18 protein-coding genes are annotated in these 22910 nt (G+C 39.2%); 13 read left to right on the top strand and 5 right to left on the bottom strand.

What is annotated here, in order from left to right:
- Complete coding sequence (locus AM608_RS01590) at positions 1–2634, bottom strand: TonB-dependent receptor plug domain-containing protein (RefSeq protein WP_053580551.1); 2634 nt, start codon at positions 2632–2634, stop codon at positions 1–3.
- 836 nt (positions 2635–3470) lie between these two features.
- On the opposite strand from AM608_RS01590, the gene AM608_RS01595 reads away from it, so the two are divergent.
- Both AM608_RS01595 and cysK read left to right on the top strand, forming a co-directional pair.
- Positions 3471–4313 carry a serine O-acetyltransferase gene (locus AM608_RS01595; RefSeq protein WP_009420883.1) on the top strand — a complete coding sequence of 281 codons (843 nt, stop codon included), beginning with the start codon at positions 3471–3473 and terminating at the stop codon, positions 4311–4313.
- A gap of 85 nt (positions 4314–4398) precedes the next feature.
- Entirely contained in the window at positions 4399–5307 is a 909-nt protein-coding gene (gene cysK / locus AM608_RS01600; RefSeq protein WP_002671722.1) for a cysteine synthase A, read from the top strand.
- A 47-nt stretch (positions 5308–5354) separates the two neighbouring features.
- Here the strand turns inward: cysK and AM608_RS01605 are convergent, their stop codons facing one another.
- The 3 genes from AM608_RS01605 to AM608_RS01615 form a co-directional block, all read right to left on the bottom strand.
- Positions 5355–7256 carry a S9 family peptidase gene (locus tag AM608_RS01605; RefSeq protein WP_053580552.1) on the bottom strand — a complete coding sequence of 634 codons (1902 nt, stop codon included), beginning with the start codon at positions 7254–7256 and terminating at the stop codon, positions 5355–5357.
- Positions 7253–8392 (bottom strand): heparan-alpha-glucosaminide N-acetyltransferase domain-containing protein, encoded by a 1140-nt coding sequence (locus AM608_RS01610; RefSeq protein WP_053580553.1) that lies wholly within the window; start codon positions 8390–8392, stop codon positions 7253–7255. Before AM608_RS01610 ends, AM608_RS01605 begins: the two co-directional genes overlap by 4 nt.
- Before the next feature lie 422 nt (positions 8393–8814).
- Positions 8815–9366 carry a DUF4199 domain-containing protein gene (locus tag AM608_RS01615; RefSeq protein WP_015782863.1) on the bottom strand — a complete coding sequence of 184 codons (552 nt, stop codon included), beginning with the start codon at positions 9364–9366 and terminating at the stop codon, positions 8815–8817.
- 685 nt (positions 9367–10051) lie between these two features.
- On the opposite strand from AM608_RS01615, the gene AM608_RS01620 reads away from it, so the two are divergent.
- The 8 genes from AM608_RS01620 to AM608_RS01655 all read left to right on the top strand — a co-directional run bounded on the left by AM608_RS01620 (position 10052) and on the right by AM608_RS01655 (position 18254).
- The gene (locus AM608_RS01620; protein WP_253273498.1) at positions 10052–12508 is read left to right on the top strand and encodes an ATP-binding protein; all 2457 of its coding nucleotides are present in this window, start codon (positions 10052–10054) and stop codon (positions 12506–12508) included.
- A gap of 48 nt (positions 12509–12556) precedes the next feature.
- Entirely contained in the window at positions 12557–13426 is an 870-nt protein-coding gene (locus AM608_RS01625; protein ID WP_053580555.1) for a nucleoside phosphorylase, read from the top strand.
- A 20-nt stretch (positions 13427–13446) separates the two neighbouring features.
- On the top strand, positions 13447–13812 hold the full coding sequence (locus AM608_RS01630) for a hypothetical protein (protein WP_009418728.1): 366 nt from the start codon (positions 13447–13449) through the stop codon (positions 13810–13812).
- A gap of 65 nt (positions 13813–13877) precedes the next feature.
- Entirely contained in the window at positions 13878–14879 is a 1002-nt protein-coding gene (locus tag AM608_RS01635; RefSeq protein ID WP_053580556.1) for a PLP-dependent cysteine synthase family protein, read from the top strand.
- Between the two features lie 34 nt (positions 14880–14913).
- Entirely contained in the window at positions 14914–16176 is a 1263-nt protein-coding gene (locus AM608_RS01640) for an aminotransferase class I/II-fold pyridoxal phosphate-dependent enzyme (protein ID WP_009411789.1), read from the top strand.
- A gap of 113 nt (positions 16177–16289) precedes the next feature.
- Positions 16290–16988 carry a polyprenol monophosphomannose synthase gene (locus AM608_RS01645; protein WP_053580557.1) on the top strand — a complete coding sequence of 233 codons (699 nt, stop codon included), beginning with the start codon at positions 16290–16292 and terminating at the stop codon, positions 16986–16988.
- A gap of 16 nt (positions 16989–17004) precedes the next feature.
- The gene (locus AM608_RS01650; RefSeq protein WP_009418724.1) at positions 17005–17370 is read left to right on the top strand and encodes a diacylglycerol kinase family protein; all 366 of its coding nucleotides are present in this window, start codon (positions 17005–17007) and stop codon (positions 17368–17370) included.
- An 8-nt stretch (positions 17371–17378) separates the two neighbouring features.
- Positions 17379–18254 (top strand): DMT family transporter, encoded by an 876-nt coding sequence (locus AM608_RS01655; RefSeq protein WP_053580558.1) that lies wholly within the window; start codon positions 17379–17381, stop codon positions 18252–18254.
- A 32-nt stretch (positions 18255–18286) separates the two neighbouring features.
- Here the strand turns inward: AM608_RS01655 and metG are convergent, their stop codons facing one another.
- Positions 18287–20353 (bottom strand): methionine--tRNA ligase, encoded by a 2067-nt coding sequence (gene metG / locus AM608_RS01660; protein WP_053580559.1) that lies wholly within the window; start codon positions 20351–20353, stop codon positions 18287–18289.
- Between the two features lie 147 nt (positions 20354–20500).
- Between metG and AM608_RS11965 the strand changes: the two genes are divergently transcribed.
- The 3 genes from AM608_RS11965 (at position 20501) to AM608_RS01670 (ending at position 22908) form a co-directional block, all read left to right on the top strand.
- A complete protein-coding gene (locus AM608_RS11965; RefSeq protein WP_157466223.1) occupies positions 20501–20644 on the top strand; it encodes a hypothetical protein in 144 nt (47 codons plus the stop codon).
- A gap of 146 nt (positions 20645–20790) precedes the next feature.
- Positions 20791–22269 carry a YfcC family protein gene (locus tag AM608_RS01665; RefSeq protein ID WP_053580560.1) on the top strand — a complete coding sequence of 493 codons (1479 nt, stop codon included), beginning with the start codon at positions 20791–20793 and terminating at the stop codon, positions 22267–22269.
- A gap of 12 nt (positions 22270–22281) precedes the next feature.
- Complete coding sequence (locus tag AM608_RS01670) at positions 22282–22908, top strand: rhomboid family intramembrane serine protease (protein ID WP_015782870.1); 627 nt, start codon at positions 22282–22284, stop codon at positions 22906–22908.
- Positions 22909–22910 lie beyond the last annotated feature (2 nt).

Raw genomic sequence — 22910 nt, forward strand, 5'->3', positions numbered from 1 at the left:
TTAATTTGCTAATTTACTCTTCCCTAAAGAAATGTTCATCTCCATTCCAAAATAGGGGTTGATAAGTCCGCGACGGTTGATGTATTGTCTGTTCACACGGTAGTCCTCGTAAAAGTTGAACAGATTGTTTACATATATCGAAAGGGTAAAATATTTATAAAATTCTTTTGATATTTTTAGATGTATGTTCATTGATAATGGGGTTCTATCACTGAGACTTATAGTTGTAGGGCGTATGAGCCATTGCAATACGGGGTCACTCGCTTCTGTCGCTGTATATGGGTGACGCACACCATCTTCACTGATGTAGTGAGTGGGCACACGACTAAGAGATGGACTGCTGTTGATAACATACCAAGTGAGGTCGCAACGCACAGAGGTGATGAGATGCAGTTCAGGGAGGTAAGTGTCGGCTACGAGACTGGTTTGTAACTGTTCACAGTCGTACTTCTCCATTTCAGGATATACTCCCAGATTGTAATATTTGCGGTTGTTGATGACATCTTTATCGGCAGGACGATATACAGGTAATGAATTGTAATACAAGCTGTGAAACCACGCGCCACTGAGTGTAAAACGAGTGTTGAGCAATTGTAGGCGCTTGCTACTGTACTGAAATTCCACCCCTTGTTTATCGATAGCTGAGCCATTGCTCTCCATATCTGAGAGTATCAGGGCGTCTTGCACTGTATAGGGCAGATTTTCCACCAAAGGAGGGGCAGTAATCGCATTGTGATTGAGCCCTGTAGCATCGTATTTTTTATAGAATACCTTGTGATAATCGCTCATTTTTCGAAAACCCGATTGCATACGCTCGTCGAAATAGGTGATAAACAGCGAATGGTGGTCGTATTCCAAGCCAAGACGCACTTCGGCTTTGCTGTTCACCGCGGGAATAATGCTGTAGTTCACTTGCGGAAAAATATACGTTTTATAGTGCAATTGGCGGTATGCCCTTTGGCTGTGATAGTAATTTAGCTGAACAAAATCTTCGTATTTTTCTTGAGGGTAGAGCATCTCTTGAGTAGGGAGTTTGCTGTGCTTGCCCCAACCACCTGTAAGACTGATACTGAGAGCTTTTTGGTTAGCAAACTCAATTTTAGGGAAAGTAACTTTCATATTCACGCGTGGGTCGAAACACACCTTGTTATGCAATGCGTAGCGTGAATCAAGTCCTAAAAGGGTGTTGGCGCGCAAACCAGCACGCAAGAGGAAATCGGTATGCCAAAAGGTTTTTTCTAACTGTTCTTCAATATAAAAAGACATATCCTGCATCGCGGGAATACTCTTAAAAGCACGCGGACGTGTAGTCATTTCAGGTGAAGGTGGGTGCGCCAAATCGTATACCTGACCCAGACCGTTGTTTTTGTTGTAGTTGTAAGTAAGCCCTATAAGAAACTCGTTAAGGAATCCTGCAAAACGTTTATAACCTCCTGCTGCAAAGTCGGTATAAAGGTGTAGCGGTTTGCCATCTACGAGCAAGTGCGACACATAGTTAGGGTCGGAAAATGCGCCATAAAATTCACCAGCTTCTGTGTTTGTGAAGACAGGGCGCGCATTGGTGATTTGCACCCATCTGTCTTGTTCAATACGGTCAAAACTCTGCGAGTAACTAGTTTTGAGTACCAATGTTTTGAAGAATGTTTTGTGGAGTTCCCAACTCAGCTCATTGGCGATACGGATATTGTTGTAAGTAGATTGATAAGCATCATAGCGATCAAAACCTACATCGGGGTCGCGTTTTTCCTTGTCGATAGTACCCGTATAGTCGATGCTGAAATTCCACGTAAGCGGATTTTCGGTATTAAAGTGTTTTTCGGCACGAGCCGAAGCAGTATAACGCTTGTAGTTTTCAAAGCTGTTACGCGGGTCGGGTTGTGCATTCAAATAATCCAAACTAAAGTTGAGTTTAAGGCTATTTTCAAAAAAACTGAAACCTTTACCTATATAGAAAAGTTTGCTAAAACCATCGGCTTTGGCGCGTGCCCTAAGGGGAGTATAGCCTTTTTTGCGGTGAATTGTTACTACCCCACTGCTGATATCACCAAATTTCACCGATGGGATTCCGCGTATAATCTCCACTGTTTCAATATCATCGGTAGCGATGGTGCGCATATCCACTCCCGAGCGGGTAGTGTTGCGCTTCTTATCGGCGTAATTCGATTGAGGGGTGATAATCATTCCGGTACCTACCGTAGATTGCATATTGTTATTTACATCTAAGGGAACACCATCAATATTGAAGCCTACGCCTAAAGAGGAAATACTATAGCCGTCCATAGGCGTTCCTGCTTGTCTGAGCGTAAGAGTATTGGCATAGTTCAGTGAGGGAGTCGTAACTTGTTGACCAGGAAGCAAACTCACCAAATCGGCAAAGCTGGACGGCTGGAGATGTCGCATAGCCTTTCGGTCGATAAGCGAAGTAGAGGTAGGAGCAGGAAGTTCTTTGGCAGTTACTACCACTTCTTCTAACTGAATAGGTTGTGTAGTATCAGAAATAGTAGTAGGAGAAACAGTGGTGAGAGTTGCAGTTTGAGCGTAAAGAGCCGAGCAAAAAATAGGAAAAACAATGAGTGCCAAAGAGATGAACCTTTGGTATCGTAATGATTGTGTATATTTCTTTTCACTTTTCATTCTTCACTAAATCGGACTGCAAAGGTAGTACTTTTTTTGAATTATATAAAACAAATCTAAATAATATTAATATCAAACTTATAAAAATGCTTAATTTAACATCTATTAAATATAACAGAATACTATTTTTTCAATCGCTTTTGCATCACTATATTATCCCTCATCGAATTCATTTAACCTTTGCACCTCCTACTATCCCCTTCCTTCCATTTCTTTCAAGGTCTTCCCGAAACCTCCAATAAGTCACTTTTGCATTTATTAAATTCCAAATTTCCTAACTTTCAAATTGACTAATTCTCTAATTTATCCTTCCTTTTCTTTCGCCTCGAAACCCTGTTTTTACCATTTCTAACCCTGTTGTATTATACTATGAGTTAATTACTTATATACCCTTTCTATACCAATCGTCCAAGATTCGTATAAGCTTCCTATAAGCTCTCTATAAGCTCTCTATAAGCTAACCACACCCATTTTACCTCTTATCTTTTATCTTTTACCTGAATCACCTCTTCCGTTCCTCTTCGCTATCTTTCTGCTTCCTCATCTCTTTTCTAAGACAATCCTAGAACTCCGATTATATCTTTTTGTATAACAAAAAAATAAAAATATTTCAGTTTTTCTTTGGTAGTTAGAAAAATATTCTTACCTTTGCCCCGATTAATAGAATAGTACTGTATGAAACTGTATACTTTTCAAATAATGATGATGTGTTGTACCTTCCCTGTGAGCGGTGCAAGGCTCGTTATTTCTTGAAAGTATCAGTATATATATTTTAGTAAACGAAATAACAACACCCCACTGCTCATAATAGGTAGTGGGGCTATTTTTTTATAATAATGACAAAAGTAAATTGCACCGAGAGTTTCATTATCGAACTCTATCAAGAAAGTAAAAATATCAAACATCACGTAAGCAAACAGCGTATTAACGCCTTTGTAGAAGAACTCTTTCAGTTCTTATTTCTCATAGATGAGCGTACTTGTCTCTCTAAATCGAATATAGAAGCACGCTATGAGGAATTGCGTTATGATTTTATCAGTATTGTAGATGATTTTCTGCAAAACGAACCTCAGAAAGAGCAACTGACTGATTATTATGATTGTATTTTGCCCACTATTTATGCTCAATTAAAACAAGATGCTCAGTATTTTATCGATAGTGACCCAGCAGCTACCTCTCTGAGAGAAGTACAAGTTACCTATCCTGGTTTCTTTGCTATTATGGTATATCGTATCGCTCACGAACTATGGACGCGCGAAGTACCACTCTTGCCCCGTATACTCACCGAATACGCCCATAGCAAAACAGGTATCGACATTCACCCAGGAGCAACCATTGGCGTCCCTTTTATGATAGACCACGGTACGGCTATTGTTATTGGTGAAACTACGGTTATAGGTAACCACGTAAAAGTATACCAAGGGGTTACCTTAGGGGCACTCTCAGTATCGGTAGATAAGGCTCATACCAAACGTCATCCTACTATTCAAGACAATGTGGTAATTTATTCAGGTGCCACAATCTTAGGGGGTGAAACCGTAATAGGTCACGATAGCGTTATTGGCGGGAACGTATGGCTTACCCATAGCATAGAACCTTTTACCAAAGTTTTCCACAAGAGTCAAATCATAGTAAAAGACAACGAAGTGTATGAAGAACCTATTAATTTTGTAATTTAGTCTTTAAACATTAGTCCCTAATACCAATTCACTAATCATTAACCACTAACTATTAACAAACACGTAACTAATAAATAATTATATAATGTTGTACAAAAATGTTTTAGAACTTATCGGGCGTACTCCCGAAGTGAAAATTAATCGATTGTTTGGTAAAGATGCCAACGTATTTATCAAGTTAGAACGCTTGAACCCAGGCGGTAGTATTAAAGACCGTATCGCACTCGCAATGATTGAAGATGCTGAAAACAAAGGTATCCTCAATAAAAATACTGTGATTGTAGAGCCTACCTCAGGTAATACAGGGGTTGGACTTGCCTTAGTAGCTGCCGTAAAAGGTTATAAACTCATTGTGGTAATGCCCGAATCTATGAGTATAGAGCGCCGTAAATTGGTATCGGCTTATGGAGCTGAGGTTGTATTAACTCCAAAAGAAAAAGGAACAGGAGGTGCCATTGCCAAAGCCCTCGAAATAGCCGAAGGTAAACCTAACTATTGGGTGCCTCAACAGTTCGAGAACCCTGCTAACCCTGAGGTACACGAGCGCACTACTGCTCAAGAAATCTTGCAATCCTTCCCCGATGGCTTTGATTATTTTGTAACAGGAGTTGGTACTGGTGGACATATTTCTGGAGTATCCAAAGTGCTTAAACAACACTTCCCTCATCTTAAAACCATAGCCGTAGAACCTGAACTATCACCCGTGCTCAGTGGAGGGGCAGCTGGTCCTCACCCTCTACAAGGGATAGGTGCTGGTTTTGTACCAAAGAATTATGATGCGAAGCTTGTAGATGATATTCTATTAATAAGTAAAGATGAGGCTTTTGAATATGCCCGCAAGTTAGCGAAAGAAGAAGGTATTTTAGCTGGTATTTCTACGGGAGCTTCTTTGGCAGCCGTAGCCAAAGTGCTCAAAAAAGACCCTAAGGCACGTGTCCTTACTGTAAACTATGATACAGGCGAACGCTATTGGTCAGTAGAAGGACTCTTCTAATATATAGAAAAAAGAGGCTACCCGATTATGGTAGCCTCCTTTTAGTTTTATAATGTTTCTTTTAGCCATTTGAAAAACGTCCTCTGCCATAAGAGTCCGTTTTGAGGTTGTAATACCCAGTGGTTCTCATCAGGAAAATAAAGTAACTCACTCTTGATGCCTCTCAGTTGAGCTGCTGTAAAAGCTTGGAATCCCTGTTCTTCGGGTACTCGGTAGTCTTTCCCTCCGTGAATGATGAGAATAGGGGTGTCCCATTCTGTAATCTTTTCTATAGGATTGAACTCTTTATACGATTTTTGCGCTACAGCGTTCTTTTTATCCCAATAAGCACCTCCTATTTCGTTATTGTTGAAGAAGAGCTCTTCGGTAGTGCCATACATACTTTGTAAGTTGAATACTCCGCAATGGGCAATAAACGTCTTGAAACGTTTTTGGTGAATACCTGCTAAGTAGTAGATTGAATATCCTCCGTAGCTGGCTCCTATAGCTCCCAATCGTTCTTTGTCTACATAAGGTTCCTTGGCTATATCATCAATAGCCGATAGGTAATCGCGCATCGGCTGTCCGCCCCAATCTCCGCTAATTTCCGCATTCCATTTTACTCCAAAGCCTGGTAATCCTCTGCGGTTGGGAGCTATCACTATATAACCTTGTGAAGCCATTACTTGGAAGTTCCAACGAAAACTGTAAAACTGGCTTACAACAGATTGTGGTCCTCCTTGGCAGTAGAGTAGGGTAGGGTACTTCTTGTTAGGGTCAAAGTTGGGTGGGTAAATTACCCAAGCGTGCATTCTCTTGCCGTCAGTAGTTTTGATGATACGCTCCTTAATAGGACATTCAGCAATCCCTTTGTATAGCTCATCATTAAAATGTGAAAGCTGTGATAGTGTTATCCGTCCTTTTTTCTCTTTTAAATTGATAGTATACAGTTCAGCTGCGTGGTTCATATCCGTGCGCATCATAACCAATTGGTCGCCTGCTTGTCCTACTATACTATTCACATCAAATACGCCTTGTGTGAGTTGTCTTGGAGAAGTATCTTTACTAAAAGGAGCTACTACAAACACTTGCTCTGTTCCTTGGGTAGCCGCAATTAGGTATATTTGCTTCCCATCGTTGCTCCATCGGTAACTGAAAACAGTATTATCCCAGTTAGCTGTAAGGTTAATGCGCTTGCCGTCCTTCAATATATAAAGGTCGTTTTTATCAGCTTCATTACCGTCGTGTGCCATACTGAGCCACGCAAGTACGCCCTCTTTGCTATACTGAGGGTTGGTGTCATACCCCACCATTCCTTCGGTGAGGTTTGTTGTTTTTTTCGAGGTGAGGTCGTACTCATAGATATCAGTATTAGTGCTCAGTACATAATCAGTGCCTACTTTGGCTTTGGTAACATAAAGTACCTTTTTACCGTCGAGACTCCATATATAATCCTCATCACCTCCAAAAGGCAACTGCGGACAGTAATAGGGCAGTCCTTCCATTATATCAGTTTGCTTACCATTACTATCTTCTATCATCACGTGATTGTAACTACCTTCATTCCACGTGTCCCAATGGCGGTGGTCTAAGCTATTGTACAGCTTCCCTGATGATTTTTCTAAGTCGGTATAGAAGTCTTTCCCTAAAACCGACTTTAATTTTACTTCCTTATGAGTCAATTTTAGGCTTTTATCAGTATTGTATTTAGCCGTGAGCTTTTCTACCTCTTCTTTGCTTATAGGAATGGGAACACCTCCTTTTACGGCAAGTTTATAGTATTCTTTGTTAAAAGTATTTTCCTTTATATTTGGAGTACTCACACTCACCAATACATATTGCTGGTCGGGGGTAATACCTATACCATTCACGCGATGTAGTTCCCATAGTTTTTCGGGGGTGAGAGGTTGTTGTGCTTGTATGCTATTAAATGCCATAACCGAAGCTAAAATAATAAGATGTTTTTTCATTCCTTAACAAATAAGGCAACAAGCCTTCCTAATAGTTTTACAATAAATTGGTAACTCTCTACCAAAAATGCTCTGATTTCTTTTAATACAAAAGCAATTCCTGATTTGATAACAGGTTTTATCCGGTTGTAAATAAATGATAACCATACGCACACGGCTATAAAGGCAGGCGCTCCTAATACCACTTGATAAGGTTTCAACTGCCCTCCGAAGTGCTGTATAAGCCCGTGTGAGGTAATACTACCATATATGATAAAGCAGTGTATAACGTAAATCGATAGGGTGTTTTGCCCAATAGTTTTAATCAGTTGTGAAGTAATCACATTGCGCATTAGGGCAAAGAAACCAAACACGAGTAATACATTCCCCAAACGCAAATAAGCAAAGTCCTGCATTAATCGCTCAAAAAATGGCGAATGGTTGATATAGAACAATTGTTCTATCACAAAGTGAGAACCCCACAACAAGAATGCTCCTACGCTTAGAAATAGCAGAATAGCATTACGGTATAGGTGAGGGTGATTTTTATATCGCTGAAATAGATATCCCATAAAACCTCCAAACGACACATAACCAAACCAAGGAAAAATAGGAAAGAAACTACCGTGTGCACGAGTCAGGTAATTAGCAATAGGCAAGGGTAGTGAATCAAAGCGCAAATCCTTGTAAAAAGGCTCAAAAGTGAACGCCAGTAGGGTAGTGGTGAGCAATATCGTAGGCATTACCCACGACTTGCGGTTATATGAAAGTAAGTAAGTAGCGATGAGCAACAAGAGTGAAAGCCCAATACAGTGCAGTACATCTACACTTTGGAAACTCATACGCAAGAAGTAAGCAATACCGATGAGCATCAGTCCACGCCTAATACCTTTCTTCACGCGAGGGTTATTCCAGCCTACTTTTGTAGCATCACTTTCTTTTACCAATAAAAAAGTGAAGATAAACCCCGAAACAGTGAAGAACACAGGAGCGGTAATACCAGTGCAGTAGTGCCATAGCCAGTATATAAAGTTATTTTCGTCGCGGTAGCGGTCAGCAAGTAGTCCATTTATAAAATGCCCTTGTAGCATCATACAGATAGCAAAGGCGCGAATCACATCTATGAAGTCAAGTCTGAATTTCTTTATTTTTTCCATAATCTTAATATCATAAAGAGAGTGCAAAGGTACAAAATAAATAACAATTAGCAAGTAATAGTTAAGAACTAACTAAGGAAAACGTACGAAATTCAATGAGTAAAGAAGTGAGGCTTACGTCATTATGAATTAAACAAAAATTGAGGTTTCCCCTTGTGTGAAAGGTTTTAGCAAAGTATTTTGGGTAGCTTGCTACCGATTTTTTTAAAATTTTGAAACTAATTTGTTTCAATTTCTGTTTCTTCTTTTTAAAAGAAAATTTTATGTGTTTGACTTAATAGCATCAACAAGCAACGAGCAATGTTAGTTCTTTTATTATAAAAGAACTTTGCCAAAGTTTCAATAGCTTGTTGCGCTACAATCTTTGGCAAAGTTTTATTACTGATAATCAGTTGTTTTTATCTATTGAGAAGGAGCAACCACTAAAGAGGCATTGGGCGTTCTTTCTTCTTCACAGCCCCTACTATAGCCGAGATAATAACACCTCCAATGGCAGAGCCCAATATCGATGAAAAGAATGTCCATACCACAGAAGGCTTGCTCTCAAGTGTTTTTTCACGGAGCTCTTCCATTTGTTCTTCACTGAAATTAGAGGTAAAAGCACTCATTTTTTCCATTGTAACCTCTACTACTTTTTCATAATAGTTAGGGTCAATAACAGTAGTGTAGATTACACTGTAAATAGCAGCGATTACCCCTCCCACGAGAGCGGTTACTATCCCCACTTTAATAGCTTCACCTACAGTTAAGAAACCGTCGTTAGCCGTTTTGTACTGCTGAACAGCCATCACGATAAAAACTACACAGATAGCTAAATTTAATAGCCAAGTGATAGCACCTATCAAAAAACTTCCAGTGTACAAAAGGTTTGTTACGTACAGCAATACGCTTAAAACTACACAAGCAACCCCTAATAAAATACCGTTTCTAAGTGCAATACTTAGGAAATTTACATTTTTTGTTTCCATAAACATTGAATATTTAAGTTAATGCCACAAAAGTAGAAAAAATATTAATACATACAATAAAAAAAATAAATTTTTCTTCTTTTTTTCTCACCCTGGAAATCCCCTTGTATAAATCATTTCTTATAAACACCAGCTCTACAACAAATTATCTTCTGCTCTCAATCTTATCTTCGCTTTACTGTTATGGACTTTGCCAAGATTTAACTTTGGCAGAGTAGAAGTCCTCTCAATAACCTTCTTTTTATCTCTGTTTTAACGTTAACTTACCTTCGCCTTTCCTTCGTTCATTGTTCGTCTTTTGTTCGTCTTTTGTTCGTTCATTGTTCGTTCATTGTTCGTTCATTGTTCGTTCATTGTTCGTCTTTCCTTCGTTCATTGTTCGTCTTTCCTTCGTTCATTGTTCGTCATTTGTTCGTCTTTTCTCTATCTGCCCGTGCAACTCGCACCGTCTTTTATTCATTGTAGAGCCACTGTAGAGCCACTGTAGAGCCACTCATTGTTCAACTATCTTATAAGCTTTCTATAATCCTCTCCTAATTTCACCATTAACCATTCACCATTAATCATTAACTATTTTTTTATCTTTTACTTCTTAAAAATATAGATTTTTCCTATTATAGTTGTACATTTAAAAAAAAGTCGTACTTTTGTCGGTTAATAAATGTCTTTTTTACGCACTAAAATACTCAAAATGAAGTCAAACAAAGTAACTCTTAAAGTTATTGTGAGCTATGTGTTGCTTATCTGCGTGTCTATTGTAGCAGGATATGTAGTCTATAAAGAAATACAAAAACTCTCACACCAAGAAGAAATTAACCAGCAAGACAGAAATAAAATTATCCAAATTAGCAAGATACTCACCCTGATGAACGATACCGAAAGCGCAGGAAGGGTCGCTATACGTACCGATGATAGAGAAGCGCTTCAAGTTTTCTTAGAAAAGAATGTTACTTTACAGAATGAGGTACTAAAATTTCGTCGTGATATTACTTCCGAAAGACAGCTCTTAACCCTCGATACTATTACTTCTTTGCTAAATCTTAAAAGTGAAAACTTACAGGAGTTAAAAGCTTTTCAAGAAAGCGACAGTACTTCTATCATTATTCGCAGTGCCATCAGTAAGCTCTCAAGTTTGGAACCTTATTTAGGTTATGAAGTATATAACAAAACCTATTCCCGACGTAAAAATAGAGAATATACCCCTGTTCCCGCTACTGATATTGCTTCTATCTTAAAGAAATATAAGAACATTAAGATTCCAAAAACGTTCAAAAATACCAAATTCGATAAGGTAGTAATGGAAACGCTTACCTTGCTCAATAAGGTAAATGAAGATACGCAAGAGTCTAAAAGCCAAATTAATGAACGAATGCAAAGCCTTTGGCAAAACGATGTGCGTTTATCTCAAAAACTTGACGACCTACTACATAATTTTGAAGAAGAGGTATTGGCTAATTCACAAAAGCTAAGTCAAGAGCGTCGAGCTATTTTTGAGAATAGTAAAAACCTATTGATGTTAGCCTTTTTGGTAGCTTTGGGCATTATAGCCATTTCTTCTATTGTGATTATCAATGATTTTGTCACCTCTCAACGTTATCGTCGTAAACTCGAAACCGCTAACCGGAAATCGTATAACCTACTGAAAAACCGTGAGCAACTCATTTCTATGGTAAGCCACGATTTGCGTACTCCATTGAGTTCTATTGTGGGATATTCCGAATTGCTTAGCAAACAGAAAATCTCCGATAAGGGTAAGAATTATCTTTCACATATCAAGTATTCATCAGAATATATATCTAAATTAGTAGATGAACTATTAGATTATACTCGTATCGAGGCAGGAAAAATATCTGTTGAAAAAGTTCCTTTCAATACCGCCGAAATTATTGATGAGGTAGCCAATAATGTGAAGTCAGCTTATAAAACTAAGGAAATAAACCTTACCTTTACTTTTTCCGAAACGGTAAATAATCTAAACTTTTCAAGTGATGCTTATCGTGTGAAGCAGATATTGTATAACCTCATTTCTAATGCCTTTAAGTTTACCGAACGTGGCAACGTACACATACAAGCCGATGCACGTCCGTTAAACAACGATGTGTATGAAATAGGTATTGCCGTTACCGATACGGGTATTGGTATAAAGAAAGAACAGCAACAACACATCTTTGATGAGTTTACTCAAGCCAACGATGAGATTTCTAAGCGTTATGGAGGTTCTGGTTTAGGCTTGCATATCTCTCAAAAATTAGCACATTTGCTCAGAGGTAAGATATATTTAGAGAGTAACGAAGGCAAGGGCAGTACCTTTACCTTACGCTTCTTAGCCGAAAAAGTAGTAGAGCGAACCAAAGCACCTCAAATTATAACCTCAAACAAGCCCGCCAATAAGATTTCAATTATAGTAATTGATGACGATTTCTCTATCCTTAGTCTCATTGAAGAACTGTTAAAGCAGAAAAATATTAACGCTATTACGTTTAACAATGGTAAAGATGCGTTTACTCAAATGACTAACCATAATTTCGACTTGGTAATTACCGATATACAATTGCCCGAAATGAATGGCTTCCACTTTGTAACGCTCTTCAATGAACAGTATAAGAACAACCCGCTTCCTGTATTAGCCATTACAGGCAGACGCGACGTGCCCGAAAGTTTTTATATGAAGAGTGGCTTCTCCGGTATCCTTCCTAAACCCTTTACTCCTGAGCAGTTTTATGAGAAACTAAAAGTCTTTTTCCCTAAACTCGACACCAAAGTAGAACAAAAGACAATTATCTTAACCGATAATGTTACCACAGGAGGATATACTCCTGAGGTATTGGAGAACTTTATGGGAGATGATATAGAAGGTATTGTTAATATTTATCAACATTTCTTAGCCGAAACAGATACTAACTTGGAAAACTTAAAAATCTATGTTGATAATAAGGATTACAAAGGTATTAAGGCAATAGCTCATAAAATGACTAGTATGTTTGCACAGATAAATGCCAAGCGTGAATCCGAAATACTTATCTACTTAAATAAGGTAACTAATGAAAGCATTTCAGATTTACATTCTCAAATTCATAAGTTAGAACAGCTGTTTAACAATGAATGCAAACCAGCTATTGAAAGTTATTTAAAGAAAATAATGCAATAAGTCAAATATAATAAGTAATAATATTTTAGAATTAAAACCCACCATACTATGATTAAAGAATCTGAACTTATCTTGAATTCCGATGGTAGTATTTACCACATCAATTTGCGACCTGAACAAGTAGCCAATACTGTTATTTTGGTAGGCGACCCTAATCGTGTACCTCGTGTGAGCGCTTATTTTGACAATATAGAATTTAGCACCCAAAAACGCGAATTCTGTACCCATACAGGTACCTATAAAGGTAAACGCCTTACTGTAATTTCCACTGGTATAGGTCCTGATAATATCGACATTGTGATCAACGAGCTCGATGCCCTTGCCAACATCGATTTGCATACGCGCCAGCCCAAAGAACAGCTCACATCGCTCAATATAGTGCGTTTCGGTACCTCGGGCTCTCTACAAGCCGATATACCCGTAGATAGTTTTGTACTCTCTTCTTACGGATTGGGTATGGACAATATGTTCCATTCATATAAAGATAGTCCTAAGGTACGTGAACTCGCTATGGAAGAGGCTTTTATTGCTCATACAGGTTGGAATCCTCTCAAAGGTCGCCCTTATATCATCGCTTGCGGACAGGAACTCAAAAAACGCCTCCTCACCGATAGAGTATTTGAAGGTATTACAGGTACTGCTCCAGGTTTTTACGGTCCTCAAGGACGCGTATTGCGCCTGCCAGTGCAAGACCCTGACCTCAACGACAAGCTCCATAGCTTCAATCACAATGGTCATCGTATGACGAACCTCGAAATGGAAACCTCAGCCATCTATGGGCTCTCTAAACTCTTAGGACACCAAGCTGTTTCACTCAATGCTATCATTGCCAACCGCCCTACAGGTACTTTCACTAAGGATACTAAAAAAGTAGTAGAAGACTTGATAGTGTATGGCTTAGAACAATTGGCAAAATAGTCGCTATATAAAAAGTGAATATGACACCTCTCACAGGTCAAGAACTCCACAATTTAGCGATGAACATTGTAGGTGAAGCCTTACAAAAGGAACTACAATGGGAATTCCTATTGGTAAATAGTGAACTCAAGCGCGACCCTCAGTTTGTATGTGTAGATAAAAACAACCAAAAGTACTTCATCATTGTGCGGGCTGTCCCTTATGGCGACGACCCTACCGAATATGATATCGTATTTATGGAAGTGGTGCGCAAACACGCCGAAAAACATAACGCTCGCACTTTCTATGCAGGTGTAGGGCTTAGCAATGTAACAGATGAAACCCTCCCTCTATATAAAGATGAACCTTATAAACTCAACTTTCAAGGGCTTATCGAAATTTGCTAATTGACAAATTTGCTAATTGACAAATTATTCGTACTTTTGCCACTCAAAAATAAAGAAAGTAACCAATGAAAATAAATGAATCATTGAACGTACATAGCAGCTTACTACAACTCATTGGCAATACACCTCTATTGGAATTGCACAAAATTACCAAAGGTCTCAAAGGGCGTTATTTTGCTAAACTTGAGGCTTTTAATGCAGGTCACTCCGCTAAAGACAGAGTAGCCAAGTATATCGTTGAAGACGCCGAACGCAAAGGGCTTCTCAAACCGGGATATACTATTGTAGAAACCAGTTCAGGTAATACAGGCTACAGTTTGGCAATGATAAGTGCTCTAAGAGGCTACCGCTGTATCATTGCAATTAGCGATAAATCTTCTCACGACAAAGTGGAAATGCTACAAGCTTTAGGGGCTGAAGTACATTTGTGTCCTGCAAATGTTGCTCCCGATGACCCTCGCTCTTACTACGAAGTAGCAAAACGTATCCACAACGAAACTCCTAATTCTATCTATGTCAATCAGTATTTCAATCCGCTCAACCCTGAAGCTCATTACCAGACAGGTCGTGAGATATGGCAACAAACACAAGGCGAGATTACTCACGTGGTGGTATGTAGTGGAACAGGCGGTACCATTTCAGGTATTGCCCACTACCTAAAAGAGCAAAACCCAAGAGTGCAAGTATTAGGGGTAGATGCCTATGGTTCGGCTATCAAAAAATATCACGAAACCCGAGAGTTTGACCCTGCTGAAGTATATCCATACAAAATAGAAGGAATGGGTAAAAACTTGATTCCTACTGCTACTGATTTTGATGTTATTGATGAGTTCATCAAAGTAACCGATAAAGATGCAGCACTTATGGCTCGTAAATTAGCACGTACTGAAGGACTTTTTATGGGCTACACCAGTGGAGCAGCAATGCAAGCCGTAAAACAATATGCTGAGGCAGGTAAATTCGACGAAAATAGTATTGTAGTTGCCCTCCTCGCCGATCACGGTTCGCGCTATATGAACAAAATCTACAGCGACGACTGGATGAAAAAACAAGGATTTATTGACTAATAATTATCAATTAACAAAATAAGATAAAGAACGAATGAAAGATTTATTTGAGCATATTTATGCAAATAAAGGAAGTATAGGGCGCTGGTCTGACCACGCCGAAGGGTATTATGTATTCCCTAAATTGGAAGGCGAATTAGGCCCTCATATGAAATTTCAAGGAAAAGAAATCCTCAACTGGAGTATCAACGACTATTTAGGACTTGCAAACCACCCTGAAGTCCGCAAAGTAGATGCCGAAGCAGCTGCCGAGTATGGTGCAGCTTACCCTATGGGGGCTCGTATGATGAGCGGGCATACTACTATGCACGAAGAACTCGAAAAACGTTTAGCCAAATTTGTACACAAAGAAGCATCTTATTTGCTCAACTTCGGTTACCAAGGAATGGTGTCTATTATCGATGCTTTGGTTACCAAAAACGATGTGATTGTATACGATGTTGATGCACACGCTTGTATCATCGATGGGGTACGCTTGCACTTTGGTAAACGCTATACCTATCAACACAACGATATGGAGAGCTTTGAGAAAAACTTAGAGCGTGCTGCCAAATTAGCTGAAACTACAGGAGGCGGTATCTTGGTGATTTCAGAAGGTGTTTTCGGGATGCGTGGCGAACAAGGCAAACTTAAAGAAATCGTAGCCCTTAAAAAGAAATATCCTTTCCGTCTTTTAGTAGACGATGCGCACGGTTTTGGTACCTTAGGCCCTCGTGGAGAAGGAACTGGTGTTCACCAAGGCGTACAAGATGAAATTGATGTTTATTTCTCTACTTTTGCCAAATCAATGGCAGGTATTGGAGCTTTCGTCGCTGGAAATGCTAAAGTAGTGGACTACCTCAAATACAATCTCCGCTCTCAAATGTTTGCTAAATCACTTCCGATGATTTATGTAAAAGGTGCTTTGAAACGTTTGGAAATGATGGAAACAATGCCTGAACTACAACAAAAGTTATGGGATAACGTAAATCGTTTGCAAAACGGACTTAAAGAGCGTGGGTTCAATATTGGTAATACCAATACTTGCGTAACGCCTGTATTCTTGCACGGTAGTATTCCTGAGGCAATGGCTATGGTAAACGACCTACGCGAGCACTATGGTATCTTCTTGTCAATAGTAGTTTATCCTGTGATTCCAAAAGGAATGATACTCTTGCGTATTATCCCTACCGCTTCACATAGTAAAGAAGATATCGACCGTACTTTGGAAGCATTCTCAGCGATTCGTGAGAAACTCGAAACAGGCGTATACCGCGCTATGAATGCTGAACTTACTAAAGAAATGGGAGATATGTAATTAATTATTAAATTGAAAAAAATACTTTGCCAAAGTGAGATAGCTTACTGTGCTACGACCAACTTTGGCAAAGTTTTTGTGTATGCCCACCTTGTTAAATTATTAATTGTCCATTGTTAATTGTCATTCCTACATATAACGAAATTGAAAATATAGAAGCTATCATAAAGGCAGTATTTGCCCAAAGTGATGAGTTTCATATTCTTATTGTAGACGACAATTCACCTGATGGTACTGCCAATAAGGTACGCGAATTACAAACTATTTACCCTAACCGACTTTTTTTAGAGGTACGGACTGAGAAAAAAGGCTTAGGAACAGCTTATATTCACGGTTTTGAGTGGGCATTAGCGCGTGACTATGAATATATTTTTGAGATGGATGCCGATTTTTCTCATAACCCCACTGACCTCTTACGACTTTATGAGGCTTGTCAGCAAGGTGCTGATGTTGCGATTGGGTCGCGTTATGTAAAAGGTGTGAATGTAGTGAATTGGCCTTTGCAACGCATCTTGTTATCCTATGGAGCTTCTATCTATGTGAGGGTGATTACAGGAATGAAAATCAAAGACCCTACCGCTGGTTTTGTGTGTTATCATCGAAGGGTATTAGAGCATATCAATCTCAAAACTATTAGATTTGTGGGTTATGCTTTTCAAATAGAAATGAAGTACCGTGCTTATCTTAAAAAGTTTAAAATTACAGAAGTACCTATCATCTTTACCGATAGAATTAAAGGAAAATCAAAAATGAATAAAAGCATTATCCGTGAAGCTATCTTTGGCGTTATCGGAATGCGATTTAAGAAATAAATCAGCATAAAGAATTATGGAATTTATAAGAAAAAGACTCAAAAGCTTACAATATGTATTTCAAGGTTTGTTTTATTTAATAAAGAATGAACCTCCAGTGATGGTACACATTGTCATCTCTTTAGTATGGGTGATTTTAGGCTTTTGTTTCGGCATTACTACCAATGAGTGGATTGTACAACTGTTGTGTATCGCTATAGTGTTATCAGTTGAAGGTCTCAATACAGCCGTTGAGAAACTCTGTGACTTCATCCACCCCGATCATCATAAAACTATTGGGATTATCAAAGATGTTGCTGCCGGAAGTGTAGGTTTTGCAGTGATACCTGTAAGCATTGTGCTCTGTATCATCTATTATCCTTATGTAATGGAACTCTTTTAATTTTTACTATGAAAGATATAGTAAAAGGGTATTTAGCAGCTTTTATTTCAGCGGTTACTTATGGTATGATTCCGCTGTTTATGATTCCTATCAAACAACAAGGTTTTTCAGTAGATGCAGCACTTTTCTATCGTTTCATTACAACAAGTCTCTTTATTATGGGGTATCTTTTCTACCGAAAGGAAACACTGCGTATTACCCCTCGTGAAGTATTTCTCTTTCTTATTTTAGGGCTTTTATATGCCATTTCAGCTGAGTTTCTCTTTATTGCTTATGATTTGCTCTCCCCGGGAATTGCTTCTACTATATTTTTTATGTATCCGCTTATAGTAGCACTTGCCTTGGGTGTTTTCTTCAAAGAACGCATTACTTTTCCTACAATTTTAGCACTTTTTATTGTATTAATAGGTGTTTTCTTGCTTAGTGTAAAAGATGTTACAAACTTTTCAATCGACTATATAGGGGCAGGAGTATCATTACTTGGGGCAATTTCGTATGCACTCTATATGCTTATTGTCAATAAGTCAAAAATATCAGCTTCAGGAATAAAAGTGTCGTTTTATTCTACCTTATTTTCTTCAGTTTATTTTCTTGTAAAACTATGGGTTATAGGTACCCCTCTCCCTATCCCCGAAGTAAAAATGAGTTTACTGCTCACAAGTTTCGGTATAGTAACTACCTTGTTTTCTATCATCACCCTTATTTATGCTATCAGAATAATAGGTTCAACGCCCACAGCTATCATTGGGGTAATGGAACCCATTGTAGCAGTAGCTATCAGTATTTGGATATTCCAGCAAGAAAGTCTTACAACAAATCTTATTATAGGAGTACTACTCATTATCATTGCAGTAATGATAGATATCTTAAAAAGAAAAAAGTAGAGACACAATGTAACTCTACTTTTATAATATTCTTACTTTACTTCTGTACCATTACTAATTCCATCGGCATCAGGATTGATGAAGGTGTATTTGCCTTCGGAATTTTCTACCATTAGTATCATTCCTTGGCTTTCCACACCGCGTAGTTTGCGTGGAGCAAGGTTTACCAATACGGTTACTTTTTTACCTATAATCTCTTCAGGAGCGAAACTTTGGGCTATACCCGAAACAATAGTACGTTTATCAATACCTGTATCTACTTTTAAAACGAGGAGTTTATCTGCCTTAGGCATCTTTTCAGCTTCCAAGATAGTACCAATGCGAATATCCATCTTTGCAAAATCATCGTAACTGATAAGTTCTTTTTGTGGAGCTACTTCAGTTTCAGCATTGGCTTGGGCTTCTTGCTTATTAGCTAATTTAGTGTTCTCTAAACGCTGTAATTGCTTTTCGATAGCGGCATCTTCAATCTTTTCAAAAAGAAGTTCTGCAACGCCTATGTGATGTCCTGTTTTGAGGAGCTCAGTAGCATTTGTTTTTAGGTTCTCCCAAGTGATAGATCCCAATTGCAACATACGTTTGAGTTTCTCGGAAGTGAAAGGCAAGAAAGGTTCGCTGGCAACTGCCAAAGCTGTTGCAATTTGTAAAGCTATGTACATTACAGTCTTTACGCGCTCTGGGTCAGTTTTGATGAGTTTCCAAGGTTCTTCATCAGCTAAATATTTATTGCCTAAGCGTGCCATATTCATCAACTCTTGTTGGGCTTCGCGAAAACGGTAACGTTCTAATGATTGTTCTATCTTCTCGGTAAATTCTGTGATTTGACGAAGTGTTTCATTATCTACGTTATTATAAGTATCTGCTTGTGGTACAACTCCTTCATAATATTTCTGTGTTAGCACTGCCACTCTGTTGATAAAATTCCCAAAGATAGCCACAAGCTCGTTGTTGTTACGCGCTTGGAAGTCTTTCCAAGTAAAGTCGTTGTCTTTGGTTTCGGGAGCGTTGGCGGTAAGAACATAACGCAATACATCTTGCTGATTAGGAAAATCTTGCAAGTACTCGTGTAACCACACAGCCCAGTTTTTAGAGGTAGAGAGCTTGTTGCCTTCTAAGTTTAGGAACTCATTTGCAGGCACATTTGCAGGCAGTATAAAGCTACCTTCAGCCTTGAGCATTGCTGGGAAGATAATGCAATGGAATACGATATTGTCTTTCCCAATGAAATGCACCAACTGGGTATCACTGTCTTGCCAATAAGGACGCCAGTCTTTGCCTTCGCGTTCAGCCCACTCTTTAGTAGAAGAGATATAACCGATAGGCGCATCGAACCACACGTAGAGTACTTTGCCTTCAGCGCCTTCTACGGGTACGGGAATTCCCCAATCGAGGTCGCGGGTTACAGCACGCGGTTTGAGTTCATCGTCGAGCCAACTTTTTACTTGCCCATATACATTGGGTTTCCAATCGGATTTGTGACCTTCTAATATCCATTTTTCCAAAAACTCTTGGTAGCGATTGAGGGGCAAAAACCAGTGTTTGGTAGCTTTTAGCGTAGGTTTGCTACCAGTGATTGACGATTTAGGGTCGATGAGGTCGGTAGCGTTGAGTGAACTACCACAACGCTCGCATTGGTCGCCATAAGCCTCAGGATTGCCACATTTCGGACAAGTACCAATCACAAAGCGGTCGGCAAGGAATTGGTGTGCCTCTTCATCATAGAGTTGTTCGGATATTTCTTCGATAAAATCACCTTGTTCATACAGTTTTTTGAAGAAATCGGAAGCTGTTTGGTGATGGATAGGGGCAGAAGTACGCGAATAGTTGTCGAATGAAATGCCAAAATCAGCAAATGATTGCTTGATAATCGCGTGGTATTTATCGATAATAGCCTGTGGGGTAGTACCTTCTTTTTTAGCTTTGATAGAGATGGCTACTCCGTGTTCATCGCTTCCGCAAATAAAGGCTACATCGTTGTTTTTTAAGCGTTGATAACGTGCAAAAATATCAGCTGGCACATATACTCCCGCCAAATGACCGATGTGAATAGGTCCATTGGTATAGGGTAGGGCTGCCGTAATGGTATAACGTTTAGACATTTTTTGAGTTTTGAATTATATATTTTTGGGTGGCAAAGGTACGAATAAAAGTGAAAAGTGAAAAGTGAAAAGCGAAAAAGTATATTCTACGAGTGCGAGCGACGCGGGCAGATGCGGAAAAGACAAATAAAGAACGAATAAAAGACGGTGCGAGCCGCACGGGCAGATGGGAAAAAGACGAACAAAAGACGAACAAAAGACGAACAAAAGACGAACAAAAGACGAACAAATGACGAAGGAATGACGAACAAAAGACGAACAATGAACGAAGAAAGGATGGGGATAAAGTGAATCTAACGCAAAGATAAGTTGGAGCAAATTTAATGTACTTGGTTCAGAAAAGTATTAAAAATTTGCTCAAATAAAAAAATAAACCATATCTTTGCCTAATGAATATTTGGAGACAAGTCGATTTTTAATAACCTTGAACAGAACTGATGAAAAAACTCAAATTCCCTACCCCTTACACCGTCCTGATGTTGGTGATAGTGTTGGCTGCCAGCCTTACTTTTTTGTTGCCATCGGGTTCGTATAGCACTTTGCAATATGATAAACAACAAGACACTTTTGTGATACACACTGCAAATAATTCTTATACTGTACCTGCTACTCAAGAACAACTCGACGACTTGGGTATTCATATTCAGTTGAGCAAGTTTAAAGATGAAAAGATTAAGAAGCCTATTTCGATACCTAATACTTATGTGCAGAGCGTACCTCACCCGCAAGGAGCTAAATCTGTGCTTTTTGCACCTATACGAGGAATCTACGACAGTATAGAGGTGATTCTTTTCGTACTCATATTAGGAGGCTTTATAGGGGTGTTCAACAGTTCGGGAGCACTAAATATGGGCGTAGGCTATTTGGCACACCGACTCAAAGGGCGCGAGGGTATCCTTATCGTTCTGCTCACTACTCTGTTGGCGCTGGGAGGCACTTCCTTTGGATTAGCCGAAGAGACGCTTGCTTTCTACCCTATGTTAGTGCCTATTTTTTTAGCAGCGGGCTACGACCTAATGGTACCCTTAGCAGTGATTTACATAGGTTCAAATGTGGGCTCTATGGCATCGACTACCAATCCGTTTGCGGTGATTATTGCCTCAGATGCCGCCGGAGTAGATTGGACGTCGGGGCTTAGCATACGTGTGATAGCCTTAGCGGTATGTGTACTGATAAGTATTATTTATATTATTCGTTATGCCGAAAAAGTACGCAAACACCCCGAAAAGTCAATTGTGTATGGAGTAGTCCTTCCCGAAATCTACAGTGCTAATACCCCAGAAAAGACCACTTCCTTAGAGCTTTCTACTAAAATAGAGCTCTTAGTATTTGCGCTCTCGTTTATAGTGATGATTGTAGGTGTATCGCAATGGGAATGGTGGTTTCAAGAGATGACAGCTCTCTTCTTGGTAGCTGCTGTTGTGATTGCTATCTTACAACGCAGTAGTGAACAACAGTTTATCAGTCAGTTTATGGCAGGAGCACGTGATTTGCTGAGCGTAGCCTTCATTATAGGAATAGCCAGAGGGGTATCGTTTATACTGAACGACGGACAAATATCGGGTACGATTTTGCATTATGCCACCGACCTTGTACAAGGAATGTCGCCAATGGTCTTTTTGCCAATGCTGATGTTAGTATTTGGTGTACTGAGTTTATTTATAGCTTCTTCCTCAGGAATGGCGGTACTCACGATGCCTATCATAGGGTCACTGGCTTCGGTTGTGGGAGTAGAAGGACACAGTGTGGTGAGTGCTTATCTTTTTGGAATGGGTATTATGGGGCTTATCACCCCTACGGGACTTATCTTACCTTCACTAGCAATGGTGAATATTAACTACAAACAGTGGTTGCAGTTTTGTATGCCATTGGTGATTATCTTTGCAGTAGTACTTACTATCTTATTGTGGATTTAAAATATAAAACTTATGAATATCACTTTTATTATCATTCTTCTTGCGACTATAGCAATGAGTTATTATGGATTTAAGAATCCTACTTTTTTCAACCGTTATAAGTTTAATGTAGGAGCAGTGCAAAAGGGCGATTATGTGCGATTGGTATCCTCAGGCTTCTTGCATGCCAACTGGGAACACCTCATTTTTAATATGATTTCACTCTACTTCTTTCAAGATGTGATTATCGGTTCTATGGGGAACCTAATGTTCTTGCTTATCTATTTTGGTTCAATGCTACTGGGGAGTGTGTTCAGTTTGTACATTTACAAAAAACAGCCCTATTATTCTGCCATAGGAGCTTCGGGAGCTGTATCGGGGATTATCTTTGCAGCTATTGCTCTATATCCTACAGCATTGAGTGTAAACTTCTTGCCAGGATGGCTCTTTGGAGCATTATACTTTGGGTATTCGGTATTTATGATGTTCAACCCACAACAAGGAGACAATTTAGGACACGCAGCTCATTTAGGTGGGGCACTCTTTGGCTTGGCAGTAGTAATAATCTACGCTCCTGAGGTAGTGATACGCCACGCTTTCTATTTGGGAGTAATGGCATTGCCTTTGGGCTATATGGGAGTACGATTGCTGAAGAAATGAGG

Source organism: Capnocytophaga sp. oral taxon 323 (assembly GCF_001278825.1).
Taxonomy (GTDB): Bacteria; Bacteroidota; Bacteroidia; order Flavobacteriales; family Flavobacteriaceae; genus Capnocytophaga; species Capnocytophaga ochracea.

Excerpts from the sequence above, each read along its gene's own strand:
- AM608_RS01590 (WP_053580551.1), bottom strand. The coding sequence starts at position 2,634 with ATGAAAAGTGAAAAGAAATATACACAATCATTACGATACCAAAGGTTC.
- AM608_RS01595 (WP_009420883.1), top strand. The coding sequence starts at position 3,471 with ATGACAAAAGTAAATTGCACCGAGAGTTTCATTATCGAACTCTATCAA.
- cysK (WP_002671722.1), top strand. The coding sequence starts at position 4,399 with ATGTTGTACAAAAATGTTTTAGAACTTATCGGGCGTACTCCCGAAGTG.
- AM608_RS01605 (WP_053580552.1), bottom strand. The coding sequence starts at position 7,256 with ATGAAAAAACATCTTATTATTTTAGCTTCGGTTATGGCATTTAATAGC.
- AM608_RS01610 (WP_053580553.1), bottom strand. The coding sequence starts at position 8,392 with ATGGAAAAAATAAAGAAATTCAGACTTGACTTCATAGATGTGATTCGC.
- AM608_RS01615 (WP_015782863.1), bottom strand. The coding sequence starts at position 9,366 with ATGTTTATGGAAACAAAAAATGTAAATTTCCTAAGTATTGCACTTAGA.
- AM608_RS01620 (WP_253273498.1), top strand. The coding sequence starts at position 10,052 with ATGAAGTCAAACAAAGTAACTCTTAAAGTTATTGTGAGCTATGTGTTG.
- AM608_RS01625 (WP_053580555.1), top strand. The coding sequence starts at position 12,557 with ATGATTAAAGAATCTGAACTTATCTTGAATTCCGATGGTAGTATTTAC.
- AM608_RS01630 (WP_009418728.1), top strand. The coding sequence starts at position 13,447 with ATGACACCTCTCACAGGTCAAGAACTCCACAATTTAGCGATGAACATT.
- AM608_RS01635 (WP_053580556.1), top strand. The coding sequence starts at position 13,878 with ATGAAAATAAATGAATCATTGAACGTACATAGCAGCTTACTACAACTC.
- AM608_RS01640 (WP_009411789.1), top strand. The coding sequence starts at position 14,914 with ATGAAAGATTTATTTGAGCATATTTATGCAAATAAAGGAAGTATAGGG.
- AM608_RS01650 (WP_009418724.1), top strand. The coding sequence starts at position 17,005 with ATGGAATTTATAAGAAAAAGACTCAAAAGCTTACAATATGTATTTCAA.
- AM608_RS01655 (WP_053580558.1), top strand. The coding sequence starts at position 17,379 with ATGAAAGATATAGTAAAAGGGTATTTAGCAGCTTTTATTTCAGCGGTT.
- metG (WP_053580559.1), bottom strand. The coding sequence starts at position 20,353 with ATGTCTAAACGTTATACCATTACGGCAGCCCTACCCTATACCAATGGA.
- AM608_RS01665 (WP_053580560.1), top strand. The coding sequence starts at position 20,791 with ATGAAAAAACTCAAATTCCCTACCCCTTACACCGTCCTGATGTTGGTG.
- AM608_RS01670 (WP_015782870.1), top strand. The coding sequence starts at position 22,282 with ATGAATATCACTTTTATTATCATTCTTCTTGCGACTATAGCAATGAGT.